This window comes from Ureibacillus sinduriensis BLB-1 = JCM 15800 (assembly GCF_000772955.1).
GTDB lineage: Bacteria > Bacillota > Bacilli > Bacillales_A > Planococcaceae > Ureibacillus > Ureibacillus sinduriensis.
This window is the reverse complement of sequence record NZ_JPVO01000054.1, coordinates 269184-295236: the sequence shown is the minus strand read 5'-3', so window position 1 is coordinate 295236 and position 26053 is coordinate 269184. Positions and strand designations below refer to the sequence as shown.

Here is a 26053-nt window from a genome sequence, read left to right as displayed (position 1 = left end):
CCCCTCTCATACCTACACAGTATAAAACGAACTTCGCAAGGAATCATTTATTTTGGCTCGCTTAAAAGAAAACAAATCAAAATAAATCAGGATGCAGTCAATATTCAAGTTGCCGGAAAGAGAAATGTTTTGGCTATTTATTTTTTCTTCTAAATTTCTATTACCTACCTATACAACGATATTTAATGGTTAAATTAAACACTACTAAAATATTTATTTCCTTTTGCGATAGAAAGAAGTATAGTTAATGACATTATTGGTAATAGGAGGAAAAAATGAAAAAACTACTTTTAGGTTTATTAGCTACTTTTATCTTGGTTATTTCTTCAGGAGCAATTGCAGAAGCACATCCTGGAAGAACCGACAGCAACGGGGGTCACACTTGTAAGACAAATTGTGCTAAATGGGGATATGAAACTGGTGAATATCATTATCACAATGGTGGAAGTAGCAAACCATCCTCAACATCATCAAGTAGTAGTAAACCAAAATATGTGAGTACACCTGCACCTGTATTATCCACAGTCGATGTCTATATCGATGATATTTTGCAAAATTATAATCCAAGTGCTTATGTTAAAAAGGGAGTAACTTTGGTGCCTATGCGGGCGATATTTGAAGAGTTAGGGGCTACTTTAGATTACAACAATACTACCAAAATGGTGACGGCATATAAAGATCAAACAAAAATTGTCCTTACTGTTGGAAATAATACTGCTTATGTTCATAATAAGGGTGCAACAATCAATCTAAAATTAACTAACTCAGCTGAAATTTATAAAGGTACTACAATGGTGCCATTGCGTTTTATTAGTGAATCGTTGGGCGCTACAACTGAATGGAAGAATTCAAGCCAATCGGTCTACATTACCAATAAAAACTAATGCTTATTAAGTTCAGAACGATAATATACCAATAATGAAAGTATTTTCAAAACCGTCCTCCACAATTGGAAGACGGTTTGTTCTTATTTCCCTGCCTCTTTCCTTTCTCCAAGACAATAAAAAGCCTCCTAACTCCATATCATTAGAGTTAGAAGGTAATAATGAAGCAACTAGTTATTTTGTTGTATTCCACATACTATTCAACCGAAGTGGCTTCTTCTTTTTTCGAAACATTTAAAATGTCGTTTTCTTCGAGGAACTTAGTATTAAAATTCCCTGATTGGAAAACTTCATTGTTCATTAGCGCATGGTGGAATGGAATGGTCGTGTGGATTCCTGGTCCATCCACTTCAAATTCACTTAACGCCCGACTCATTTTTGCAATTGCTTCTTCACGAGTATCTGCATGAACAATCAATTTGGCTACCATTGAATCGTAATAAGGCGGTATTGTATAGCCGGCATATACTGCAGAGTCGATACGTACGCCATATCCGCCAGGAGTTATATAAGTTTCAACAGTACCCGCTGAAGGCATGAAGTTTTTATAGGCATTTTCAGCATTGATGCGGCATTCAATCGCCCATCCATTGATTTTGATATCTTCTTGTGCAAACGGCAGCGCCTCACCGGAAGCAATTTTAAGCTGTTGCTGAACTAAATCAACGCCCGTAATCATTTCTGTTACAGGATGTTCTACTTGGATCCGTGTATTCATTTCCATGAAGTAGAATCGATCTTCGCGATAGTCATATATGAATTCGATTGTACCAGCACCTTCATAGTTGCATGCTTGTGCTGCTTTCACAGCTGCAGCCCCCATTTCAGCACGGCGTTGTTCTGAAAGAGCAGGTGAAGGCGCTTCCTCAACCAGCTTTTGCATACGGCGTTGAACTGTACAGTCGCGTTCGCCTAGATGCACAACATTTCCATATGAATCGGCCAATACTTGGATTTCACAGTGGCGGAAATACTCGATGAATTTCTCCAAATAGACACCTGGATTACCAAATGCAGCTGCCGCTTCTTTTTGTGTAATTTCTATGCCTTTTACTAATTCCTCTTCTGTCCGTGCCACACGAATTCCTTTACCGCCCCCGCCAGCAGTTGCCTTGATAATTACCGGGTAACCAATTTCACTAGCCCATTTACGACCTGTTTCTATATCCGGCACGATACCTGTACCCGGCACTAATGGAACACCCGCTTCTTCCATCGTACTGCGGGCAACATCCTTAATCCCCATAATCTTGATGGAATCTGATGATGGCCCGATAAATTTAATGCCAGCTTGCTCACAACTCTCTGCAAAGTCCGCATTTTCAGCCAAGAAGCCATATCCTGGATGAATGCCGTCCACACCTGTTTTTTCGGCGACGCTTAAAACAGCCGGGAAACTAAGATAAGAATCCTTGGATAATTTCGGCCCAATACAGTAAGCTTCATCTGCTAATTTAACGTGAAGTGCATTGCTGTCTGCTTCGGAATAAACGGCAACAGTTTCAATTCCTAATTCTTTGCATGCACGAATGATACGCACTGCAATTTCACCACGGTTTGCAATTAATACTTTTTTCATGAATGAAGCCCTCCTTACTCAGGTTTCACTAGGAATAATGGTTGACCGTATTCAACTAATTGACCATCTTTTACTAGTATTTCAACAATTTCACCTTTGATTTCAGCTTCTATTTCATTGAATAGCTTCATCGCTTCAACAATACATACAATTGTATCTTCTCCAACTTTATCGCCAACTTTTACATAAACAGGCGAATCAGGTGATGGTGCTTGATAGAATGTTCCGACCATCGGCGAAGTAATTTTATGTAATGACGAATCATTTACATTGACCGGTGTTGCCTTTTCCTCCGATTTAGCTTCTTCTACTTTTGGTGTTTCAGCCACAACCGGAGCAGCGACAGGAGCAGGCTGTTGTGCAACTGCAGCAGTTTCTTTTGCCGGAACAACTACTTCTGTAATAACACCATTATTTTTTTTCAGTTTAAGTTTAGCCCCATCATTTTCATAAACAAATTCATCAATCGATGAATTGTCCACTAATTTAATTATCTCTCTCAATTCTTGTACTTTAAACATGAGAACACCCCTTGTACTTTAATAACTACAATTACCATTTTATATTTTTTTAATACTTTTTGAAATACATAAATAGATTTTTATTGAAAAACGTGAAAAAACAGTGCTTTCGTTGCTATAACGAATGCACTGCGTAATTTCTGTCTAGCCAACAGTTCGACTACTATATTAAATTTATTATTGTACTAATAGTAATTTGATTCTGGGTTTACCGTCACTTGTGCATCTTCGATTTCTGATTTTACGATGTAAATAATCTCGTTTGCTTGCGCCGAAGATAACTCATCAGTTAGTACTGAGACTGCCACTTTATCATCGCTTATGCGAACTAACGCATCTGAATAGCCGATCGATTCAATTAGCATTTCCAGCATAGATTCAGAAGATTCTTGTGCAATCAACGCATTCATTTCATTATATGCTGCACTCTTTTCTTCTGCTGTATAGTCATCGGATGCAATTTTGTCAGTCAATTGTGTTCTTAGTTGGTCACGTTCGTTACTTACTTCCATGCGCATTTCATCGAATAAGTAACTTTCTGAAGTCGTTGTTGTAATTTCCTCTTCCGTTACACCCGTCAGAGTTGTTTCCTGGAGTGTATCATCAGTAAAAATTGTTGTTAAATCCACATTTCGATTTGGTTCAAATACATAATAAACTGAAATCACAGCCGCCAAACTTAGTAGCGTTAATAACCATACGGTTCTTCTTTTAACTTTCATTGTTCATCTCCTTTGTTCTCCATAGGTACAATCATAATTCTGTGAGTAGGCATTTGCATGACTCTACTAATAGTTTCTAAAAGTTGCTTTTTAATAGCTGGGTTAGAGGCCCCTTCCGATACAACGAGCAATCCTGATACATATTTTTCCCGGTCACTTGAACCCAAGTATCCATTCAGTAAGCTGTCCGAGTCATTTTCTTTAGGATTTTGGTTATCATAATGGAAATATACCTTTACTTGTCCAACTCCTTGAATTTGACCGAGTACTTGTTCAAGTCTGCCTTCTTCTGTAGAAGATTGATTTTGCCCTTCATCTGTCTCATTCCACGTAACAGAAATGTACGCAATGAACACTAATACGGCAATCGGAATAAAGATTAATTTTTGTTTTTTCCACTTATTTTCCACCTCACGTTCTCTTGGCGCCCCCTTTCTATCAAATACACCCCGGCATTTTACCGAAAGGCCTTTCCTTTGTTCAGCATCATCCATACTCTTTATACGTGAAATGAACATGCCTTCTTAGCTGATGGCAACCTTACTGAACAAAGTTTTCTGTTTCAACACATTGTATGAAGCTAGTCCCAACTCTATGCTTTAGAGTTTCAGAAAATCTAAGATTGTTGTTAAAAAAATTAATAAAGTTGCTAGTTTTATATAGACTAGGATGTCCTTTTCATCTGCCAAAAGTAGTAAACATTTTCCTATTAAAATAATCGCGATTAGTTTGATCAAAAGCTTTTCCCCACCCCTAGCTGCAAGATTATCATCAATATCAACCAAATAAAGACAAAGGCAATCCCTAACAAGATGGCCACTGCACAAAGCAGCAATAACGACTTGCCCACATCATCCAACAAACCACTAATGGTACTGCCTGTAAAAGGTTCAACTATTGCTGCAATAAACTTGAATGTTAAGGCATGAATAAGTAGCTTTCCAGCAGGATAGAAAGAAGCCCCCCAAAAAGCAGTCATAGCGCCAAAGCCGACGACCGTTGTTGCTGTCGATTGATATTTGTGGAATATCGAAAAGCCCTCAACAATCAGTGAGCCGACAATAGGTACCGTTTGCTCGATTACCTTTTTTATAGGATTCGCGATGGCTTGGTCAATTGTAAAGAATGCCACCCCCGTAAAAGAAAGTACGGTGACCATCGCTATAAGCGAGGCAGTAATCAATGTCATAACTGATCCCCGTATTAAGTCGGATGCCTTGGAAAAAGAAATATCTTGAATAAACCTTGTACAAAAATCGAGTATCAATGCCACCGTGATGGCGGGAATTAAAATTTTTTTACAAAGTAAAATCAACATCTCAAAAATAAAGAGAATGACCGGGCTCCATGCTATAAAGGAAAAAACAGCATTTAAAACGACCAATAGCGATGTAAGAATTGGTGTAATTGCTAAAAAGAAATCGGAAGCAACATTGACTAAATCACCCATCAATGAGAAAGCATCCACCACAGTTTTTCCAAGTGTCAAAACGAGAATAATCACAAATAATGCATCTGCCCATTTTTTAAATTTCGGTACAAACGCTTCTACAATCAAAAACATGATGGTATAAATCAGGATAAAAATGATGGATTGTCCAGCAATTTTCAATGGGTCTAAAAAGATATTTAGTATTTCATGCATTGGCACGTAGCCCCTTACTGAAGCATTTCTAAAATTGACGATAAATCTGACAATATTTTTCCTAGTTCGCTAGTCCAATAAAATAACAGTACGATCCGAATTGAGAACATTACGAGTTGGCCGAATGTTTCATAATCCTCTTCTTCAAAAATTGATTGAAAGAACAAGCCTAGTTGATAAAAAAGTGCAGAGTACACAAGTTGAGGTACATAAGGCACTGATTGAACATATGAAAGGAGCTGCTCTATAAAAGGAATAGTGAGCATCGACAATAAGAAATATAGTAGGACGAAAAAGAAGATAACGACAATTATTCCATGTAGTTTGTTGATCGTTTCCTTGATGAATAGTAAAAGGAGCATTAGGATTACGGCGTAAATTAAAAATGTCATAGATTTAACCTAATTTAAACTCAGCCACTGGAAGAATGTAAGAATATCGCCGAAGAAAAGCCGTAAAAATCGTATTAGTTCCGCTGTAATATAAAGATATGCAATGAAAAATATAAAGAATGAGAATTCCTTTTTGCCGATTTGCTCGAAGAAAACATGAAGAAGTGCAATGATCAGCCCAACTCCAGCTACTCGCAAAACGTCCTGTAACTCCATCACGACGCCTCCTTGTGTAAGGCAATATATGAGCTTGTTCAAAAAAATAGACCTACGGATAAAGAAAAAAGTCATCTAATAGGAAGATGACCTTTTTTATAACTTTATTATGAACATCGCCCGATTATTAATCGTAAAAACAAAAAAGAGTGCAGACTAAAGCCAAATTGACTTTTCTGCACTCCAAAATATCAAACTCGTTTCTACTTAAGCACGGGATACGTATGATCCGTCAGTAGTATTGATGATTAATTTATCGCCTTCATTGACGAAGAATGGCACGTTTACCATTAAACCAGTTTGCATTTTTGCTGGTTTTGTACCACCTGAAGCAGTATCGCCTTTAATACCTGGTTCAGTTTCCGCAACTTCAAGAACAACTGTGTTCGGTAATTCAACACCCAACATTTCGCCTTGATAAGATTGGATATGAACTTCCATATTTTCAAGAAGGTATTTTAATTCTTCTTCAATTTGTGCTCCTGCTAGTTCAGTTTGCTCATATGATTCCATATCCATGAATACGTGGGAATCCCCTTGTGCATATAAATATTGCATTTTACGGTTGTCGATTTGTGCTTTCTCCACTTTTTCGCCGGCACGGAAAGTTTTTTCTGTTACGTTGCCATTTCGAAGGTTACGCAATTTCGAGCGCACGAATGCAGCACCTTTCCCCGGTTTAACGTGTTGGAAATCCAGCACACGGTATAATTGACCATCAATTTCCACTGTTAGGCCTGTACGGAAATCATTAACTGAGATCATAGTTGTATTCCTCCATTATAAAATAATTAATTCTTTCGTAGAATGAGTTAATTTTTCATTACCTGTTTCTGTGATTAAAATATCATCTTCAATACGAACTCCGCCAATTCCAGGCAAATATACACCCGGTTCAATAGTTACAACCATATTTGGTTCCAAAACTGAGCTGGATCTTGAAGAAAGTGCAGGACCTTCATGTACTTCAAGCCCGATTCCGTGTCCTGTCGAATGTCCAAATGCCTCACCATAGCCCTTGGATGCCAGATAATCACGGGCAAAGCGATCCGCTTCTATCCCTGTCATACCCGGTCCCACTTTTTCCAATGCCAGCAATTGTGATTCTAAAACCGCATTGTACATATCAACAAGTTTTTCGGAAGGCTGTCCAACAGCAATCGTCCGTGTGATATCCGAAATATAACCATTATATAACGCACCGAAATCAAGTGTAACGAAATCTCCTTTTTCAATCACCTTGTCTGTGGCAACACCGTGCGGCAATGCACTGCGAAGTCCACTTGCGACAATAATGTCAAAGGAGGATTCAGTTGCCCCAAGACGGCGCATGAAAAATTCTAATTCATTCGAGACTTCAAGCTCGGTTAAACCCGGCTTAATAAATTCCAAAATATGTGAAAATGCATTGTCCCCAATCTCACATGCGACCTTAATAATATTAATCTCTTGTTCGGTCTTAATCAAGCGAATTTTTTCAATTAACCCAGAAATCGGCACTAATTCTGCTGATACAAGCGATTTATAAGTTTCATACATCGAATAAGTCAATGTATCTTTCTCAAAACCTAATGTTTTAATACCCATTTTGGCTACTGTATTCGCTACTTCCTGAAAAATAGTACCTTCGTGTTGAACAATACGGAAATTTTGAATTTGTTTGTTAGCTTGTTCTGTATAGCGAAAATCCGTAATGAACACTGCATCATCTTTCGATACAATGGCAACGCCAGCAGACCCAGTGAACCCGGTCATATAACGGCGGTTAACTCCGCTTGTAATCAGTAACCCATCAACATCTTGTTCTACTAACGCTTTACGTAACTTTTCCAATTTAATCATCTAAAGCTCCCCCATTCATTGTTCCAGGAACTTCCTTATAGCCAACTCATAGCCAAAAGTTCCAAGACCGCTTATCTGTCCAACACATTCTGCCGCTAACTTCGATTCATGTCGAAACGATTCTCTTTTATGTATGTTTGAAATGTGCACTTCAATGACAGGCACATTCACAGCAGCAATTGCATCCCTGAGCGCAATACTCGTATGCGTGTATGCGCCAGGGTTGAAAACAATACCTTCAACATCCGTATCTTCTGCTTCATGTATCCAATCGATCAATACCCCTTCATGATTGGATTGTTTAAAATCAATCGTCGCATTAAATTGAGCTGCCAGGCTGATGCATTTTTGCTTCACATCATCCAAAGTTTCACTTCCATAAATTTCAGGCTCACGTTTGCCCAGGCGATTCAAATTCGGTCCATTCAACACTAAAACCTTCATCAACATACTCCTCTATTAACGGAAATTACCACTTTTATTTTACCACAGAGTCCTTATACGGCAACTTATTTTGTTCACTATGCGCTCGATAGTGGAAAACGGCGGTTTCAAAAACAAATCTTGCAGTAATCACCACAGTCACCATAAATGGAATAGAAAGTTTTTTAAACGATGAAAGTTCAGCCGGCAAATCAAATATCACCCATTCACAAATAAGGGCCAGTATGGAACCAATTATAAGCGAAGTCAGAAAACTCGGTACCATCTCGACAAACTGCATAGCAAAATAAAATAATAGTGTTATTAAAAAAATAGCAATCAGTAAAAAAAACCATTTCACCGACCAATGACTTGACTCCAAAATATTCAATCTTTTCGCATAGCCTACCGGGCTCCATTTGATAAAATGGAAAAGTGACAGGAGCTTTAAGCTAATCGTTAGAAAAATAGAAGCAAATAAACTTGTTAGTATGGCTAAATAAACCACGGGCAGCACCTCTTTTTAAATCAAGTTTCGCCAATATCTAAAATTCATATGCGTAAACGTAGAGCTTTTGACGAAAATTTAGTACAATGGATTAGCTATAAGTTTTATATTTTGAGAGAGTGGTGTAGAACCTTGGGTAATGAAGCACCTGTATACGGCGGACAAGCACTTCTGGAAGGTGTCATGTTTGGAGGTAAGGATCATACCGTAACAGCAGTACGTAGAAATGATGATTCAATTGAATACTATTATGCAAAAAAACCGAAAAAACCTATTTTTCAAAAACTGAAAAAAATCCCTTTCGTAAGGGGAGTTATTGCATTAATCGAATCTTCGGGACTTGGCGCAAAACATCTGCAATTTTCAAGCGAACGCTATGAAGTGGATCCAGGTACAGAAGAAGAAAATACAGAAGAGACGTCCAAGCTTCAAATGATTTTGGGTGTAGCTGTTGTTGGAGTTATTTCCTTCCTGTTCGGTAAATTTGTCTTTACGTTAGTGCCGGTATTTATGGCTGAACTATTCTCGCCTTGGATTTCGGGGAAATACCCTCAAATATTCCTGGAAACTTTTTTTAAGCTGATACTGCTTTTAAGTTATCTCTATGTCATCTCGATGACCCCGTTAATAAAACGAGTTTTCCAATACCACGGTGCAGAACATAAAGTCATTAATTGCTATGAAGCGGGTTTAGATATAACCGTACAAAATGTCCAAAAACAATCAAGACTACATTATCGATGTGGTTCCAGCTTTATTTTATTTACAGTAGTAATAGGGATGTTTGTTTATTTCTTTTTCCCTACAGACCCATTATGGTTGCGTATTGTTATTCGAATTCTGTTGATTCCCGTAGTACTTGGAATATCTTTTGAAGTACTGCAAGCAACGAATTCACTCCGTGGCATTCCTGTATTAAAATACTTAGGTTACCCAGGTTTATGGCTACAACTATTGACAACAAAAGAACCGAAAGATGAAATGGTTGAAGTGGCAATTGCTTCATTTAAGAAATTGCATGAAGTTGAAAAAAACCCTGAAATTGGCATGAAATTACATCATGATTAACATAGACGCATTTAGTAGAATACTAAATGCGTTTTTATTATCCCAAAAAATTAAGACGAACCATTTACATATTCCGCTTAGTTCGATAATATGACAACATTATCTTAAAAGTTTGGGGTTATAAAATGGAACTAGATTTAATGAAATGCATCATCATCATCTTTTTCGGGTTTGTCGGCGCATTTATAAATGCGACTGTTGGCGGCGGCGGATTGATTACACTTCCTGCCCTATTATCTGTAGGTCTTCCCCCATCTGCTGCAATTGCCACGAATAAATTGGCAGCTTCCATGGGGAATTTGACAAGCTCCTTAACTTTCTTCAAAGCAGGCAAAATAGATATCAAGCTGCTGGTACCTATTCTTCCCTTCGTTTTTATTTTCTCGATGTTGGGAGCATGGACAGTCCATTTAATGGATTCCGAGCTATTGAGGCCCTTAATTATCCTCATGTTGATAGCCGTATTAATCTACACGCTATTAAAGAAGAATTGGGGCCAGCTGGAAGACAGGAAGCCGTTCGATTGGAAGCGTGGTGTACTCTTTGTGGCCAGCCTCCTACTAATAGGATTCTATGATGGCTTTTTCGGGCCAGGAACGGGTTCTTTTATCATGTTCGTCTTTATAATTGCAGGATTCGATTTTTTGCAAGCTGCCGGTAACGCCAAACTCATAAATTTCATTAGTAATATTGCCGCACTGATCATGTTTTTGATACTTGGGGAAGTAGTTTTCCTATATGGCTTCATAATGGGGGGTGCGATGATCGCTGGTGCTTTCTTCGGCACTAAATTTGCACTCAGTAAGGGGACGAGCTTCGTGCGGATGTTGTTTATTATAATAACCGTCATTTTAATTATCAAAAATATTTATGATTATTGGTCCGCTTAAATGAAAAGGCAATTTCCTGATGGAAATTGCCTTTTTGCTATCTTTTTATAGACCACACTTTAGTTGGGCACCACAGCCGGTACATGTGTTGCATCCGCCTAATTCTTCCACCGTTCCTTGGCGGCAAACGGGACAAGTATTTCCAACTTCAGATCCAATTGTTACGTTTGTAGTCGCTAGAGGTGCAATAGTATCTACTAGAACTACGGGTTGTTTCTCTTTGACTCCCTCTTCAAGTACTTCATCAAAAGCAAGCTGCTCATCATGGGACGATTCTGCTTTTAGTGTAAGCACTTGTGAATCACGGCTTCCATCCACATAAACCGTACCGCCTTTTGCGCCGCCTTTATATAGACGTTCATACACTTTCTGAACTTGTTCAACCGTATATCCTTTAGGTGCGTTTACAGTTTTAGAAATGGACGAATCGACCCAACGCTGGATGACACATTGCACATCTGCATGTGCTTCCGCTGATAGTTCCATAGACGAAACAAACCAAGCTGGAAGGTTGTTTTCATCCGCTTCAGGATGTGCTTCCAAATATTCTTGTACGATTTCCGCTTTTACTTCAATAAACTTACCAAGGCGTCCTGAACGGTAATAAACGAATGAGAAATAAGGTTCAAGGCCTGTTGCCACACCAACCATCGTACCAGTGCTTCCCGTAGGAGCGACAGTTAATAAGTGGGAATTACGGATGCCATTTTCAAGAACACCTCGTCGGACATGTTCAGGCATTTTTTGCATGTAGCCTGTATTTATGAAGGCTTGTCTCAAACGATTTGTTTCTTCTGGTGTTTCCCCTTCAAGGAATGGGAAACTTCCACGTTCTTTCCCGAGCTCAATCGACGTTTCATATGCAGCCACGGCGATCGTCTCAAAGATCTTATCGACAAGTTCGTTCCCTTCCGGTGAGCCATACTCTTTTTCACAGTAGATTAAGAGGTCGGCAAGTCCCATCACCCCAAGACCAACTCTGCGTTCGCCTAAAGCTTGTTTACGGTTTTCCTCAAGGAAGTAAGGTGTAGCATCGATTACATTATCTTGCATTCGTACGCCGATTTGAACAGTTTCACGAAGTGCGTCGAAGTTGACCGTTTTTGATTCTTTCTCGGCAAACTGTGCCAAGTTTACAGCTGCTAGATTACACACTGAAAATGGTGCGAGTGGTTGTTCGCCACAAGGATTCGTTGCAACAACTTTCTGACCGTAGCTTTGTGCATTAGTCATGTCGTTGGCATTATCGATAAAGAAAATACCTGGTTCTGCTGCATACGTTGCACAGATATTGATTAAGTTCCATAGCTCGCGGGCTTTAATCTTGCGGTAAGTGTGAACTCGATATCCAAGTGCTTCCCATTCACGCACATCCCCGATTTCGTGCCATTTTTCATTATAAATGGCCATTTCTTCGGGTGTGTAACTTGCAACATCCGGGAATCGCAATTCATAGTCTTCATCATTCTCGATAGCAGTCATGAAGTCTTTTGTTAATGTTACAGAGATATTGGCACCCGTCAAAAATTCCGGGTTGTGAACACTATAAGTACCGCCATCACGTAATTTCGTTTCCGCATCCTTGATAATAGATTCGCTGAATCCACCTATACCAGGAATATTTTTATAGTTAACAATGCCTTGATACATTGCTTCTTCTTGCTGTGTTAAAGGTTTGAATTTCAGTTTTTCATTTGCCAATTGCGAGATTAGTTCATCATTCGTATTCTCAATCAGGAATCGAAGAATCCGAGGATTTTGCATTTTTGAAATGATGAATTCCACAATATCCGGGTGCCAGTCTGCCAGCATAATCATTTGGGCACCGCGGCGGCTGCCCCCCTGTTCAACTAGGTGTGTCAGTTTCGCGATATCATCAAGCCATGATACAGATCCGCTAGATTTGCCATTTACACCGCGCGCCAATGTGTTGCGTGGACGCAATGTTGAACCGTTTGTTCCAACTCCGCCACCTCGGCTCATTATTTCCATGACTTGTTTGCGATGATCGCTAATTCCCTCACGGCTATCGGCAACAAAAGGCATCACATAACAATTGAAGAAAGTTACATCCGTTTGAGAGCCGGCACCGTACAGTACACGACCAGCCGGAATGAATTTTAAGGAAACAAGTTGCTCATAGAATTTTGCAAACCATTTTTGTCTATTTTCTTCTGTCTGTTCAACAGCAGATAACCCAAAGGCATTACGTTTTGCAATTTGTTCATAAAAAACTTCAAGAGGCTTTTCAATTACGTCTAATGAGCGTACGATAATACCCGTTTGTTGTTCTGTTGCATCTTCTAAAACATGGCGGTATTCTTCTTCGATGAGAATTTCCGCTTTCTTTGCCATCACATCAATCGATTGGATAAAACCTAGACCACGTGCGGGGAATTTTGGATCTTCTTTAATCGTCAATACGACAAAATCTCCAGCCTTTAGAGTTTTCTTTTCGGTATCCTTAAACGCGTAGCGATCAATCATTACCAATCTAGAAACCCCTTTATGCGTTATATGCATATCGGGTGTAATCGGAAATACTTGAGGAAATTTCTCGATGTCTTTGTTGAGTTGTTGTACGAGGATGGTTGTTTTCGTTTCTTTTGCCAATACCATCTGCCAGCCTCCCTTAATAGATAATACATCTAGTATAATCTACTTCAGTCACCACCACAACATATAGTGTCTGACAAATAGCGGAAATACTAGATGTAGATATTTTTTCACTAGAAAAGATTACCTTATAAAAAATATCATTTCAAGGGGTTGATTTTTTAAAAAGTAGTTCAAATCCTTCATATTAAAGACTTTCAACTCTATAAAAAAATTTCCGGCGTAAGAGAAACGTACGTTCTTATTTCTTGTAATTCCATTCATCATTTAAATATTTTGTTTCTTCCAACCTTTTTACATATTGTAATTGTTCTTCAGTTAATTGGTATGGAATCAATTCGATTTCCAATGCTTCCTCAAACCCTTTTTTAAAGGCCTCGATACATTGGGCAATCGTAATTTCTTTATCTGTTAATCTATTAATGGCAACTGCTTTTTCCGGAAGCTTCTGACGCATCTTTTCTTTTGCTTCAGGTGAAGAAAATTTAAATACAGAAAGCAATTTCTCTTCATCAAGATCAAGTAAGATTGCTCCGTGCTGTAGGATAACACCTTTTTGGCGTGTTTGGGCACTACCTGCCACCTTTTTGCCCTCTACCACCAATTCATACCAGCTCGGCGCATCGAAGCATACGGCACTTTTTGGTTTCTTTAAGTCAGCTTGCTTTTCTTCGGTGTCCGGAATACTAAAATAAGCATCCAGCCCTAAATTTTGGAAGCCAAGCAGCAACCCCTCACTTAGTACTCGATACGCTTCTGTCACACTTGCAGGCATTTCGGGATATTGTTCTGTCACTATGATACTGTAAGTCAACTCGCTTTCATGCAAAACCGCCCTTCCGCCAGTTGGACGCCGCACGAATCCCAGTTTCTGTTCTTTTACCATTTGTAAATCTATATCTTTTTCCGCACTTTGAAAATAACCGATGGATAATGTAGCTGGATTCCACTCATAAAACCGTATTACCGGAGGAATTGCACCTTGGCTGTGCAAATCTAGTAACGCTTCATCCAAAGCCATATTATACGAAGGACTACATGGTCCTGAATTTATAAAATACCATTTTGCTTTCATTACATCATCTCCTAAGACACACTAAATATCATTTTAACAAACTGATTGGACTAACGCCACTTTCTCTTTTATAATGGAGTATGAAGAAGGAAAGGAGAAATATTGCAGTGGCTGTACTTTATACAATTGCTATCATACTAGGTCTTATCATCGTATACGTTCTAGTAAATACACTGCGTCTTAAAAAAGCAGTGACAAACTTAAATCAAGATCAGTTTATCCAAGGGTACCGAAAAGCACAACTAATTGATGTGCGCGAAGTGAAAGAATTTGAAGCGGGACATATCTTAGGTGCACGTAATATCCCCTCCACACAACTTCGCCAACGTTACAAAGAAATCCGCCCAGATCTGCCGGTCTACTTGTATTGCCAAAATGCAGGCCGTAGTGCTCGTACTGCTCTTTTCTTGCAGAAAAAAGGCTATAGTCAGGTTTACCAATTGCAAGGTGGTTTCAAAACTTGGACAGGTAAAGTGAAATCAAAAGCATAAACGCGCACTTGTTAAAGAAAATTCGTTCCAAATAGACCGCGGTGATGTCTATTCTTAATCGGATTTCGCTAGAAGCTTATACGATCTTTCCACCCAAAAAGGGACTTCTCCGTTTAGTGAGATGTCCCTTTAAAAGTGAATTGAAGTAGAGTGATCCATCATTTGTTCAATACTCCACTTTATTTAACAACGCAAAAAATCGCTATTTTCCCAACAAAAAATAAGAGTTTCTTCCTATTATAATGGCAACATCGGTTTGATTGAATTTTCCCTAAATTAAATCAATGATTTCTTAGGATTTTCAGATTCAATCCTTAACTAGAAAATAGACGCCCCATGTCGAGGCGTCCAATTTACGTTAACCTTCCATTTTCGTATAGCGAAGAATCGGTGTACGGGCAGCACGTGTTTCATCTAAACGACTGATGACTGTTGTATGTGGCGCTTCTTGAACAATTGAAGGATTTTCTTCCGTTTCATTAGCAATTTGAATCATCGCGTCAATAAATGCATCCAAAGTTTCTTTGGATTCCGTTTCAGTCGGCTCAATCATCATTCCCTCCTCAACATTTAATGGGAAGTAGATTGTAGGTGGATGGTACCCAAAGTCAAGCAGACGTTTGGCAATATCCAATGTACGGACACCTAATTTCTTCTGGCGGCGGCCCGAAAGAACGAATTCATGCTTACAGTGTCGATTGTATGGTAAATCAAAGAAAGGTTCGAGACGACGCATCATATAGTTTGCGTTCAATACCGCATATTCTGTCACTGCTTTCAACCCTTCAGGACCCATCGTACGGATATACGTATAGGCACGAACATTGATACCGAAGTTACCGTAATATGGTTTTACTCGACCGATTGATTGGGGACGGTTGTAATCAAAATGGAAAGAACCATCTTCCTTTTTCACTAACACAGGTTTTGGCAGAAATGGAATCAAATCCGCTTTCACACCAACCGGACCAGAACCCGGACCTCCACCACCATGAGGGCCCGTAAACGTCTTGTGCAGGTTTAAATGGACACAATCGAAGCCCATATCCCCCGGACGTGCTTTACTCATCACGGCATTTAAATTGGCGCCATCATAGTAAACCTTACCTCCAACACCATGGATGATTTCGGCCATTTCCAAAATATTTTCCTCAAATAACCCAAGAGTATTAGGGTTGGTCAGCATTAATGCAGCTGTGTCTTCTCCAACAACACGGCGTAAATCATCCAAATCCACTAGCCCATCTTCGTTGGATTTCACCGTAATTGTCTCAAATCCAGCAACCGTTGCTGAAGCTGGGTTCGTACCATGTGCAGAGTCCGGTACAATTACCTTGTTGCGATGCCCTTCACCATTTGCTTCATGGAATGCGCGGATCATCATTAATGCTGTCCATTCTCCATGAGCCCCTGCCGCCGGCTGTAAAGTGACTTCATCCATCCCCGTGATTTCCACTAAAGATGTTTGAAGTTCAAATAATAATTCCATCGCCCCTTGAACAGTAGCTTCATCTTGTAAAGGGTGGATATTGGCAAAACCTGAAAGTCTCGCTACATTTTCGTTGATCTTAGGGTTGTATTTCATTGTACAGGAACCAAGTGGGTAGAATCCCGAATCTACTCCGTGATTTCGGCGCGATAGAGCTGTATAATGGCGCATAATGTCCAACTCGGCAACTTCAGGTAATTCTGCAGCCTCTTTGCGAACAAATCCTTCAGGCAATAAATCCGATAGATCGAAATCCGGCACATCTAATTCTGGCAAGCTATATCCTACTCGACCTTCTTTGGATAATTCAAAAATGAGTGATTGATTTTCGTTATGCATTGTAAGCCCCCATTTTCTCAACTAATACGTCGATTTCTTCTTTTGTGCGCAATTCTGTAACAGCAATTAATACATGATTTTCCAACTCGGGATAGACTGTTCCTAAGTCGAAACCACCAATGATACCATCTTGAATTAGTTGTTTATTCATTTCATTGACAGGTTTAGTTGTTTTCACAACAATTTCATTAAAGTGTGCACCTTGGAATACAACTGTGAACCCTGCTGCTTCAAATGCATTTTTTGCATAGCGGGTTTTCACAATATTTTGTTTCGCAATCTCTTGAACTCCCTTTTTACCGAGAGCAGTCATGGCAACAGAAGCTGCAAGAGCCAGTAACGCTTGGTTTGAACAAATATTAGACGTTGCTTTTTCTCGACGTATATGTTGCTCACGTGCCTGTAGAGTTAAAACATACCCACGGCGTCCATCCTGATCGACCGTTTCACCCACTAAACGACCCGGTACCTTACGCATCAGTTTGGAAGTAGTTGCAAAGTAACCACAGTAAGGGCCGCCAAAGCTTTCAGGTATACCAAAAACTTGTGCATCCCCCACGGTAATATCCGCCCCTAGTTTACCCGGTGGTGTCAGAATGCCTAAAGCAAGTGGATTTGCAGAAACGATAAATAACCCCTTCGCTTCATGAGCTATATCCCCTATTGTTTGCAGATCTTCAATTTGGCCAAAGAAGTTTGGATATTGCACCATGACAGCAGCTGTATTGTCGTCTATTAGACCTTTTAGTTCTTCAACATCTGTAACACCATTTTTCGTCGGTACTGATACAACCTCGATAGATTGACCGTATGCATAGGTAGCAACTACATCACGGTATTCAGGATGAATCGATTCAGAAACAAGCAATTTCTTTCGGCGAGTATGACCGGCAGCAAGCATCCCCGCTTCCGCTAATGACGTACCCCCATCGTACATTGATGAGTTCGCTAGATCCATCCCAGTCAATTCTGCAATCATTGTCTGAAATTCAAAAATCGCTTGCAGTTCACCTTGTGAAATTTCAGGTTGATACGGTGTGTAGGCAGTATAAAACTCCGAACGAGAAATTACATGATCTACAATTATCGGTTTATAGTGGTTATAAATTCCAGCACCTAAGAAAGAAACATTTGAATCCGTATCTTCATTTTTAGCAGCAAGCTGCTTTAATTCTTTTAGTAGAGCCGATTCTGATTTTGCAGGTTTTATATTGTATAACCCTTTGAATCGAACACTTTCAGGGATATCCGAAAACAGTTCGTTCACACTTTCTGCACCAATCGTTGCAAGCATATCTTTTTTGTCTTGTTCCGTCATAGGAAGATAACGATGTACCATACTATTAAGCCTCTTTTCACAATTTATTTTGAGCGTTTATAAAAAGGTGTTGCACACGTTTGCGCCTTCAATCTTTTATTGCGGATTTCTATTTCCACCTCAGTGTCCAATTGCGCAAATTTTGCATCAATTAAGGCTAAACCGATATTCCTTTTCGTTAAAGGCGATTGAGTTCCTGTCGTAATTTCGCCGATTTCAACACCGTCTTTAAATACTTTATAGCCATGTCGAGGGATACCTTTATCAATCATTTCCACACCGATGAGTTTTCGGGGAATCCCATTTTCCTTTTGTGCTATTAAAGCATCTTTTCCAATAAAGTCGCTTTCCTTTTGAAGCTTGACGGCAAAACCGATCCCCGCTTCAAGTGGAGTTATATCGCGCCCCAACTCTTGCCCATAAAGAGGAAGGCAGGCTTCAAATCTTAGAGTATCACGTGCCCCCAAACCTGCTGGCACGACACCCTTATCCTTACCAGCTTCCAAAATCTTTGACCAAAGATCCACGATTGCAGTTGGCTTTCCATAAAGTTCAAAGCCATCTTCTCCCGTATATCCCGTACGCGAAAGCAGGACAGAATGGCCCGCTATCCCTGCATTATCTATAAATTTAAAATATTTTAAAGAGCTTAAGTCTACTTCTGTCAAAGTCTGAAGTACTTCCTCCGATAGAGGGCCTTGTAAGGCAATCTGTGCGTAATCATCTGACTTGTTCGTCACTTCGACATCACCTTTGATGCAAGAATTCATCCATTCAAAATCTTTTTCGATATTCGCTGCATTTACACATAATAAATATTGATTTTCACTTAATCGATAAACTAGTAGATCATCGACAACTCCACCATTTTCATAGCACATTGCATTATATTGTGCTCCACCAATTTCAATTTTTGCTATATCATTGGTTAATAAATGCTGCAAATACTTCAATGCATCTTTTCCTTCTACAAAAATTTCACCCATATGGGATACATCAAAAAGGCCAGCACGGTGACGAACAGCATCATGTTCTTCTTTAATGGTAGAGAATTGGACAGGTAAATCCCAGCCTCCAAAGTCAATTGTTTTCCCGCCGTATTTTGAATACTCTTCAAATAATGGCGTTCGTTTTAATTCATTCCCCATTTTCATGTCCCCCTAGTATTATCCATTTTTAATACACTAGAAAAATATACAATTCGACCCAAATTGGTTGAGTTAATGCTGTATCTAGCAGCGGATATTTATTAATCCAACCGTATTCATTCCGCAAAAAAAGGACAGACGAATCCCTATTTCTAGGAATCCCCTGTCCTTGTACCTGAAAGTTACACCAAATCGATTTTTATGGTTTGGAATCGAAAAAATTGGCTTTCCCCTTTGGTGGCTGATTCAACCGAAACAGCACTCTCCAGAGATGCGTCCTGTACGAGTCTTTTTGCCTGAGAGATTCATAGCTTTTTACTACTTGCTCCTTCGGCGACGCTCTTCACGTTCTCTCCCCGCACAATCATCCGCGCGATATTCAAAAATCAATGTACTAGATACAACCTCTCTTGGCTATATCCTAACATTGCTTATTATGAAAAGGCAATCTTTTTTTAATTTTAGTTGGAATACGAACGATAATTATATATAACCAATTATTGTTCGCCTTTCAGACGATTAACTTGGAATCCAATATACTCTACAATTTGACGAAGTGTCCGGCCTTCTGTCAATACTCGGATATGCCCTGTAAGTCTGTAAAATTTTCTTCTTGTTTGATACAATTGTTCTAACTCATCTTTTGTAGAACGTTGCACAATTGGTCGATTTTTATCATTTTTAATGCGCACATAAATATCTTCGAAAGTTGCATCTAAAAAAAAGACCAATCCGGAACGCCGCATTATTTTGCAATTCTCTTCGCTCATTGCCACTCCGCCGCCAGTTGCTATAATACATGCTTCGTCACGGAAATTAAGAAGGAATTCTGTCTCCAAAGCCCTAAAATGAGCTTCCCCATATTTTTCAAATATTTCAGGTATCGTCATCCCTTGCAGGCGGACAATTTCATGATCCATGTCGTAATATGGCAGTCTTAAAAAATAACTTAGCCTTCGTCCGATAGCGCTTTTACCACATCCCATGAAGCCTACTAAATATATTTTTCGCATGCTATCACCTTCTTTGACTCTCCAAAATCTATCTACTACTTACTACCAATTTCCTTCAGTAGGTTTATCGTAGCACGAACATTGGCGAATTCCAATGAATTATACATTTTTATTTGCGATACGTAAGATAGACAATAGAAAGAAACCAACGAAGTTACTACAAATAGCATCATGATGGCAAGGGCGAAAGTTGCTCCCCTTTCATTTTGTATCCGTCTGAACAAAAAACCTCCTCTCCTTTTCCATTCCATTTTGAAACTTAACGGATATTGTAATAAAATTCCCATCCCAATCAAACAAAGTATGATCAACCCCTACCAGCAAAGGAATATTCCCTTGATTATTAATCAATTGGCGAAGGACATCGCCACTACGATTTAATTTTACCGATTCATATGGGTTTTTATAGAACACTTCCAATGTTTGGGATTGATTTGATATTTTAACTTCTTCAACATTTATAAAAAACGATTGCACATCTTGTACAAACAGCTCCCATTGGGCATGTTCCCTAGTTAAGAAGGTCGTATCCATCTGCTTTATCCAGAAAACGACCAGTAATAATACTTGGGAAAGAAGGACAAAAACGACAAAAGAAAAAAGTGATTCCAGTAGTGTATAGCCATGATTGCTTTGTATTATCCTCCATTTTGACTGATACATTTCATTCGCTCTCCATTTAAATTGTTAAATTGCACGCAGATTTGCACTCCATCATACGTCCACTGATAATCATTCTGTTCAATAGAGTTGATACCACTAAACGCAATTTGGGATTTGACCAGTTTTGCCGCCTCCAAAGCCGTTTCGGATGCATATAGTTCCAGTTTTTTATTGTATAGGGCAGCTTTCATTTGATACGTTAACGGGACCAGTGTACCCGTAATGACCAAAACGATGACAACGGTCAACAATGTTTCCACAAATGCGACTCCTTTATTGTTCAACTAACCTCATCCGCCCTTCCTTAATATAAATGATTAGATTTTTCCCTCCATCCGGGGTATCAAATCTTATGGTTCCGAAGTGTGAAACTTCCCCTTTCGGACTTATCACGAAACGTTTCAAATTGCTGTAAATATCAAGTTCAATATTATTCGGAAAATTTTTTTCCAATAAAACTTCCCCTGAGGATACACTTTGGGCTCTATAACGATTGTCATTATTGAATTGAATGAAGATTGTTTCCTCATTTTCAATAGCCCTAGCTTGCATTTCCTCTATATCCAGAATTAATTGATGAAAGAACTGGTCTATAATGCGTTTTTCCGATAGTGTTAACGTTATTTGAAAGATTGCTGAAGTCGTGAGAAGGACAATGGATAATACGAGGAGAATTTCAATTAATGTATAACCGGAGTGATTCTTCAGATGACTTTGTATTTGCAAATTACCTTCCACTCGCGTTCCCGGAAGTCGATTTCTTCATCGCAACCACATTTCCATCACTTTGTATTTCAATCGGGTCTCCGTTTGGACAAGTAGTATCCTCGTCATCCTTCAAGTAACCCTCTGTTTTTAACTCACTTAATGTAGGCAATCTCTTATGATCTATCTTATAGGCTTCGACCTGCCCCTGCACCATTTTCAAATAGGCTTCGCAACCCTTGTTATCGATTGTTGAAAAATGTTTAGTCACATTCGGTATGGTTACGAGTATAAGGATTGATATGATCAGTAGAACGATTAGCATTTCAATTAGGGTAAATCCCTTATCATTTCTTCTCAATTAATACACACACTCCTCCTAGATTATTTCAATTAGTTCGTACATGGGAAGCAGGATACTTAAATACGCCGCAATTATACTTAAGGCAATAATGACGAAGAAAAGGGGCTGTATGATCGAGACTCCTTTTTTAATCAGCTGTTGCAGTTTTTCATCAATCAATTCACTGTATATTAATAGTTCCCTTCCCAAATAGCCGCTTTTTTCACCATGTCTTATAAATTCTTCAAATTTGGGCGAGAACCAGCCAAGGTTACAGACAGCCGAAGAGAGCGCTTCCCCGTAAATGACATGCCTTTCAATTTCATTGGCCATATAGGATAATGTCTTATTTAATTTTTGATTTTGCAGTATCGTAAGGGCATGTTGCAACGAAAATCCTCCGGCTAATAAATCCCCCAATGTTCTTGCCAATTGATTTGTGATGTGCATTCTGAAAAAGTAACTAACTATTGGGATTTTCAACATTAAAAGCAATTGTTCATGGACTTTTTGTCTCTTAATGTAAAGTATTGAGATGATGATGAGGCAAAGTACAAAAACAAGAACAAAAAACAGAATATCTGGCAGCCTGAGAAAGATAGAGGAGATAAACACGGTTGAATTACTGCTAGTATCGGTGCGGGATTGTAGAATTTCCGTTATATTTGGAAGAAAATAGAGGCGGAACGCAATAAAGATACTTATTAAAACAATCGTCAAGAGAATAGGATAGCTCAATAAGTGAATTACTTTTTTACGCATTTTTTCATTAAAATTTAATTGCTGAGAAATTGAATGTAAACATTGGGCAAGCTTTCCGTTTTCTTCTGATATGCTGATGGCAATTAAAAAGTGCTTTGGAATGGAAAAACACTGCAATATATCGATTAAACCCTCCCCATTTTTCAATTTCTCCTCCACTAGCTTGCGCATCTCAGCAGGATTGGCGACGTGATATGGCAGCAACATATAAAGGGAATCGGGGAATGTATACCCTTCGTTCAATAAAGTACTAATCCGATTTAGAAATGAAGGCAATTGATAAACCTTGTTATTATGGTCAGAACGCAACAAGAAATTTTTCATATTATGAAGTGGTAGATGCATTTCTTTTTCTCACCCCATATGTAGCTAGCTGATTCGATAATCTTTCCGAATGTGGCAACGAATACTGTTCCCCCCTCATTGTTGCCGCTACCGCGTCAACTAAATTAATATCGCTTAAAATTTCATATATAGCTTTTCTTTCCTCTTCCCCTACCTGCACTAAAGTCTGGGCAACTATTCCAATGACAGCTTGTCTAATTTCCTCGAGTGATATATTCAAATCCAATAGCCGGTAAATGCAATTGACAGTGTCCTTCGCATGGATAGTGGAAAGTACTAAATGACCTGTGAGCGCTGCTTCAACAGCAATTTTGGCCGTTTCCCGATCTCTTATTTCACCTATCATAATAACATCCGGAGAATGCCGCAGTATCGCCTTTAGACCAGTTGCATATGTGACTCCTGCACGCTCATTCACTTGAATTTGCAGTAAATTGGATTGGTTGCTTTCGACTGGATCTTCTAGTGATATAACATGACGAGCAAGTATTTCGCTTGCATGATTGACTAAGGAGTATAATGAGGTCGTTTTTCCAGAACCGGTAGGTCCACAAAATAGCAGCAGCCCTTGTCGGTTTGATACAAGCTGGATTAATTTTTCCGCTGAGTTTGGGTTTAAGGAAATAGAAGAAATGGGAAGGCGGGCGTTCTGGACGAGGATCCTAATAACGATACTTTCTCTTTTAAAAATGGAAGGCAAGGTAGACACGCGGAACGCATATAATCGGTTTAATATCTCTTTTTGGAATGATCCGCTCTGAGGCTTCCTTTTCTCACTAATATCGAGAGCTGATAAAAACTTGAAAAAGGAAATAATTCTATCGCCTAGTTCAATAGGTAAATTGCTTGTTGGAAATAACTTCCCATATTTTTTGAAATGAATGGAGTAGCTAGCTTGCCCAGGAATAATATGGATGTCAGATGCACCGAAGTGAAGTGCCTTCAACAATAGCTGCATGCTTTTATTCTCGACAACCGATTCTATCTCCATAAACTACACCTCCTGTTTTTAGAGAAATCATTGACCGCATTTGTTTACAGTTAGTATATCTTGGTGTTTTCAAATAAGAAACCCCTTTTTGCAAGTTTAATTTTTGGGTATAGAAAACAAACTTAAATCTCAATTATCGGTGACTATAATGAATAGTTGATGTCAGCAAATCTAATAACAAAAACCAACTTTCTTAACTGATGGCGCTGTTATAATTATCAATATTAGGGAAAATGATAATTAATCATTTCTCAACTTACTAATTCCTAAGTTTAAAAAACGATTTTTTACAGATAATGAGGTTGTATTTCGCGTGAATCTATATGGTAACCCAATTGATTCAAATTCTGCTTGAACGACTTCTTTCAACCACGAAGACCGATTCTAATTATAATTGTGTAAATGAGATAGATGCCGAAATATAAAGCTCTAGTATTTTCTACTGTATTGTCACAAACTTAATGTAAGTTTGAGTTTACATTATAGTTTCAAATCATTTATAATAAAAGATGATATTATTGTGTCGATTGGCAAAAGGAGGGATTCTACATGAGTAACATGTATAAAGTTATGGCTTTCTGGACAGGTGTTTTTGCTGTTATGTTCTACCTTGGTGATATGTACGAGGTTTCGCTATTATTCGTTGGTAATACAATATTATTCTTATTATTAGGCTTCTTAAACCTAACAGAGCGCATGTACATGTACATTTTCGGAGCTTATTTAACAATATTCTTCGCAGGATTTACGTACTATACTACGTTTATCCACGTACCTGGTGCCGGCCACTAATCAAAAACACCGACTGATATCCTCAGTCGGTGTTTTTTCTTGAAGTTCAAGTTCCCTATCTTTCTACACTGCTAAATAACATATATTGTGTCCCCCAAAAACCCTCAAACAAAAAAACAAAACGACTCAAACAAAGTTGAATCGTTTTGACTCTTTTAAAATCCATTTAAGAAGGGATTGCTTTCCATTTCTTGGGCTGGAGTCGTATAACTTCCATGTCCGGGGTAAATAATCGTCTCTTCGGGTAGTACTAATATTTTTTCATGAATGGACTTTAAAAGCATCTCGTGAGAACCTCCAAGTAGGTCTGTTCTTCCAACACTTCCTTCAAATAATGTATCTCCTACGATCGCGAATCCATCTTTCTCAAATATATACGAAATACTTCCCGGAGAGTGACCAGGTGTAAAAACCGCTTTAAATTTAATTCCAGCTACATTAAAATATTGTTCGTTATGAATTATATGCTCGTCCTCTGGTTTTTTTACAATATAATCCGGAAGTTCGGCATATCTTCCAGATCCATTTTTCATCGGGTCAGAAAGCCAAGCTACTTCCTTACTATGAACATATAGAGGAATACTAAATAGCTCCCTCAAATCTTCTACGGCACCAATATGATCAAAATGTGCATGTGTCAAAAAAATGGCTTTAGGATTCAGTTGATTTGTACGAATCGCTTTAATTATTTTTGAAGATTCTTCTCCTGGGTCGAATAGGATGCAGTCTTTTTGCTTATTACTAACTATATAACAATTTGTTTGGATTGGTCCTAAACTATATGATTTAACATTTAACATTGGAATCACCTCTCGGTAATTATACACGGATTAGGTAAAAATTACATTGTATAGTCCAACAATCAAATTATTTCTTCTCGACAAAAAGGATAAGGTGATTTACAATAAAGAAGGAATATTGTTTATCGACATGCATTTACTGATGTCGAAAGGAGTGTCTTTTTAATGAACTTATTAATGGTTATTTTCGCTTTAGTAGCAATTTTCGCAGTAGTAAACTTCTTCCAAGCAATTAAAGAAAAGAATATTCTTGCTTTAGTTTTTAGTGTTGCTACTGCAGCAATTTTTGGTTGGTTTGTAGTGATGACAATTTTAAATCAAGGCTATCCGCCACAATTACATCACTAAGATAAAAACGAGGTATCTCAAAGATACCTCGTTTTTTCTTTTCCGTTCTTTTATTTACCGACTTCGCCTGAAGACTTTACTTATGGCCCAAGAAAAAATATCAAATTTCTCATGAGAGAAATTTG

At 38.7% G+C, this 26053-nt stretch carries 30 protein-coding genes and 1 riboswitch; of the genes, 6 read left to right on the top strand and 24 right to left on the bottom strand.

Annotated elements, in window-relative coordinates; all coding sequences use genetic code 11:
• Window positions 1-275 precede the first annotated feature (275 nt).
• Window positions 276-884, top strand: a complete 609-nt coding sequence (locus CD33_RS15485) for a copper amine oxidase N-terminal domain-containing protein (RefSeq protein ID WP_036202029.1) — start codon at window positions 276-278, stop codon at window positions 882-884.
• A gap of 196 nt (window positions 885-1080) precedes the next feature.
• Here the strand turns inward: CD33_RS15485 and accC are convergent, their stop codons facing one another.
• The 11 genes from accC to CD33_RS15430 all read right to left on the bottom strand — a co-directional run bounded on the left by accC (window position 1081) and on the right by CD33_RS15430 (window position 8732).
• The gene (accC, locus tag CD33_RS15480) at window positions 1081-2463 is read right to left on the bottom strand and encodes an acetyl-CoA carboxylase biotin carboxylase subunit (RefSeq protein ID WP_036202026.1); all 1383 of its coding nucleotides are present in this window, start codon (window positions 2461-2463) and stop codon (window positions 1081-1083) included.
• A 14-nt stretch (window positions 2464-2477) separates the two neighbouring features.
• Window positions 2478-2984, bottom strand: a complete 507-nt coding sequence (accB, locus tag CD33_RS15475) for an acetyl-CoA carboxylase biotin carboxyl carrier protein (protein WP_036202023.1) — start codon at window positions 2982-2984, stop codon at window positions 2478-2480.
• A 185-nt stretch (window positions 2985-3169) separates the two neighbouring features.
• Complete coding sequence (locus CD33_RS15470; protein WP_036202021.1) at window positions 3170-3706, bottom strand: SpoIIIAH-like family protein; 537 nt, start codon at window positions 3704-3706, stop codon at window positions 3170-3172.
• Window positions 3703-4224, bottom strand: coding sequence for a SpoIIIAG-related protein (locus CD33_RS15465; RefSeq protein ID WP_156967324.1), 522 nt, complete (start codon window positions 4222-4224; stop codon window positions 3703-3705). Before CD33_RS15465 ends, CD33_RS15470 begins: the two co-directional genes overlap by 4 nt.
• A 215-nt stretch (window positions 4225-4439) precedes the next feature.
• Complete coding sequence (locus CD33_RS15460; RefSeq protein ID WP_036202019.1) at window positions 4440-5351, bottom strand: stage III sporulation protein AE; 912 nt, start codon at window positions 5349-5351, stop codon at window positions 4440-4442.
• A gap of 14 nt (window positions 5352-5365) precedes the next feature.
• A complete protein-coding gene (locus CD33_RS15455) occupies window positions 5366-5743 on the bottom strand; it encodes a hypothetical protein (protein ID WP_036202016.1) in 378 nt (125 codons plus the stop codon).
• Window positions 5744-5752: 9 nt separating this feature from the next.
• Window positions 5753-5959 (bottom strand): hypothetical protein, encoded by a 207-nt coding sequence (locus CD33_RS15450; protein WP_036202013.1) that lies wholly within the window; start codon window positions 5957-5959, stop codon window positions 5753-5755.
• A 207-nt stretch (window positions 5960-6166) separates the two neighbouring features.
• Window positions 6167-6724, bottom strand: a complete 558-nt coding sequence (gene efp, locus CD33_RS15445; RefSeq protein ID WP_036202010.1) for an elongation factor P — start codon at window positions 6722-6724, stop codon at window positions 6167-6169.
• A gap of 15 nt (window positions 6725-6739) precedes the next feature.
• On the bottom strand, window positions 6740-7801 hold the full coding sequence (locus tag CD33_RS15440; protein WP_036202008.1) for a M24 family metallopeptidase: 1062 nt from the start codon (window positions 7799-7801) through the stop codon (window positions 6740-6742).
• 15 nt (window positions 7802-7816) lie between these two features.
• Window positions 7817-8245: a type II 3-dehydroquinate dehydratase gene (aroQ, locus tag CD33_RS15435; protein ID WP_036202006.1), complete on the bottom strand. Its 429-nt coding sequence runs from the start codon at window positions 8243-8245 to the stop codon at window positions 7817-7819.
• 34 nt (window positions 8246-8279) lie between these two features.
• Complete coding sequence (locus tag CD33_RS15430; RefSeq protein ID WP_036202003.1) at window positions 8280-8732, bottom strand: hypothetical protein; 453 nt, start codon at window positions 8730-8732, stop codon at window positions 8280-8282.
• Window positions 8733-8915: 183 nt separating this feature from the next.
• Here CD33_RS15430 and CD33_RS15425 point away from each other — a divergent pair, with 183 nt between their 5' ends.
• Together CD33_RS15425 and CD33_RS15420 are read left to right on the top strand one after the other, a co-directional pair.
• Window positions 8916-9800, top strand: a complete 885-nt coding sequence (locus tag CD33_RS15425) for a DUF1385 domain-containing protein (protein WP_235863187.1) — start codon at window positions 8916-8918, stop codon at window positions 9798-9800.
• Window positions 9801-9925: 125 nt separating this feature from the next.
• Window positions 9926-10690: a TSUP family transporter gene (locus CD33_RS15420; protein WP_036201997.1), complete on the top strand. Its 765-nt coding sequence runs from the start codon at window positions 9926-9928 to the stop codon at window positions 10688-10690.
• Window positions 10691-10735: 45 nt separating this feature from the next.
• Here the strand turns inward: CD33_RS15420 and CD33_RS15415 are convergent, their stop codons facing one another.
• Together CD33_RS15415 and lipM are read right to left on the bottom strand one after the other, a co-directional pair.
• Entirely contained in the window at window positions 10736-13309 is a 2574-nt protein-coding gene (locus CD33_RS15415) for a vitamin B12-dependent ribonucleotide reductase (protein WP_036201994.1), read from the bottom strand.
• Between the two features lie 238 nt (window positions 13310-13547).
• Entirely contained in the window at window positions 13548-14381 is an 834-nt protein-coding gene (gene lipM, locus CD33_RS15410; protein WP_036201991.1) for an octanoyltransferase LipM, read from the bottom strand.
• A 107-nt stretch (window positions 14382-14488) separates the two neighbouring features.
• On the opposite strand from lipM, the gene CD33_RS15405 reads away from it, so the two are divergent.
• Window positions 14489-14872, top strand: a complete 384-nt coding sequence (locus tag CD33_RS15405) for a rhodanese-like domain-containing protein (RefSeq protein WP_036201989.1) — start codon at window positions 14489-14491, stop codon at window positions 14870-14872.
• Window positions 14873-15230: 358 nt separating this feature from the next.
• On the opposite strand, the gene gcvPB is transcribed toward CD33_RS15405, so the two are convergent.
• The 10 genes from gcvPB to comGA all read right to left on the bottom strand — a co-directional run bounded on the left by gcvPB (window position 15231) and on the right by comGA (window position 23988).
• Window positions 15231-16700, bottom strand: a complete 1470-nt coding sequence (gene gcvPB / locus CD33_RS15400; protein ID WP_036201987.1) for an aminomethyl-transferring glycine dehydrogenase subunit GcvPB — start codon at window positions 16698-16700, stop codon at window positions 15231-15233.
• A complete protein-coding gene (gene gcvPA / locus CD33_RS15395) occupies window positions 16693-18039 on the bottom strand; it encodes an aminomethyl-transferring glycine dehydrogenase subunit GcvPA (RefSeq protein WP_036201985.1) in 1347 nt (448 codons plus the stop codon). The genes gcvPB and gcvPA overlap by 8 nt, the downstream gene beginning before the upstream one ends.
• 23 nt (window positions 18040-18062) lie before the next feature.
• Window positions 18063-19166, bottom strand: a complete 1104-nt coding sequence (gcvT, locus tag CD33_RS15390; RefSeq protein ID WP_036201983.1) for a glycine cleavage system aminomethyltransferase GcvT — start codon at window positions 19164-19166, stop codon at window positions 18063-18065.
• Window positions 19167-19440: 274 nt separating this feature from the next.
• Window positions 19441-19534: riboswitch (glycine riboswitch) on the bottom strand.
• Window positions 19535-19663: 129 nt separating this feature from the next.
• A complete protein-coding gene (locus tag CD33_RS15385) occupies window positions 19664-20179 on the bottom strand; it encodes a shikimate kinase (RefSeq protein ID WP_036201981.1) in 516 nt (171 codons plus the stop codon).
• Window positions 20180-20380: 201 nt separating this feature from the next.
• Window positions 20381-20842 (bottom strand): competence type IV pilus minor pilin ComGF, encoded by a 462-nt coding sequence (comGF, locus tag CD33_RS15375; protein ID WP_036201977.1) that lies wholly within the window; start codon window positions 20840-20842, stop codon window positions 20381-20383.
• Entirely contained in the window at window positions 20818-21102 is a 285-nt protein-coding gene (locus CD33_RS15370) for a hypothetical protein (RefSeq protein ID WP_052130292.1), read from the bottom strand. Before CD33_RS15370 ends, comGF begins: the two co-directional genes overlap by 25 nt.
• Window positions 21103-21115: 13 nt before the next feature.
• Entirely contained in the window at window positions 21116-21568 is a 453-nt protein-coding gene (gene comGD / locus CD33_RS15365) for a competence type IV pilus minor pilin ComGD (protein ID WP_036201972.1), read from the bottom strand.
• A gap of 1 nt (window position 21569) precedes the next feature.
• Window positions 21570-21908 carry a competence type IV pilus major pilin ComGC gene (gene comGC, locus CD33_RS15360; protein WP_036201969.1) on the bottom strand — a complete coding sequence of 113 codons (339 nt, stop codon included), beginning with the start codon at window positions 21906-21908 and terminating at the stop codon, window positions 21570-21572.
• An 18-nt stretch (window positions 21909-21926) separates the two neighbouring features.
• Complete coding sequence (gene comGB, locus CD33_RS15355) at window positions 21927-22997, bottom strand: competence type IV pilus assembly protein ComGB (RefSeq protein ID WP_052130290.1); 1071 nt, start codon at window positions 22995-22997, stop codon at window positions 21927-21929.
• Window positions 22978-23988 carry a competence type IV pilus ATPase ComGA gene (gene comGA / locus CD33_RS15350; RefSeq protein ID WP_052130289.1) on the bottom strand — a complete coding sequence of 337 codons (1011 nt, stop codon included), beginning with the start codon at window positions 23986-23988 and terminating at the stop codon, window positions 22978-22980. The genes comGB and comGA overlap by 20 nt, the downstream gene beginning before the upstream one ends.
• Window positions 23989-24537: 549 nt before the next feature.
• Between comGA and CD33_RS15345 the strand changes: the two genes are divergently transcribed.
• Complete coding sequence (locus CD33_RS15345; protein ID WP_036201966.1) at window positions 24538-24780, top strand: DUF2626 family protein; 243 nt, start codon at window positions 24538-24540, stop codon at window positions 24778-24780.
• Between the two features lie 155 nt (window positions 24781-24935).
• Here the strand turns inward: CD33_RS15345 and CD33_RS15340 are convergent, their stop codons facing one another.
• Window positions 24936-25580: an MBL fold metallo-hydrolase gene (locus CD33_RS15340; protein WP_036201964.1), complete on the bottom strand. Its 645-nt coding sequence runs from the start codon at window positions 25578-25580 to the stop codon at window positions 24936-24938.
• Window positions 25581-25745: 165 nt separating this feature from the next.
• On the opposite strand from CD33_RS15340, the gene CD33_RS15335 reads away from it, so the two are divergent.
• Window positions 25746-25928: a DUF2759 domain-containing protein gene (locus tag CD33_RS15335; RefSeq protein WP_036201961.1), complete on the top strand. Its 183-nt coding sequence runs from the start codon at window positions 25746-25748 to the stop codon at window positions 25926-25928.
• The last annotated feature ends 125 nt before the right edge of the window (window positions 25929-26053 follow it).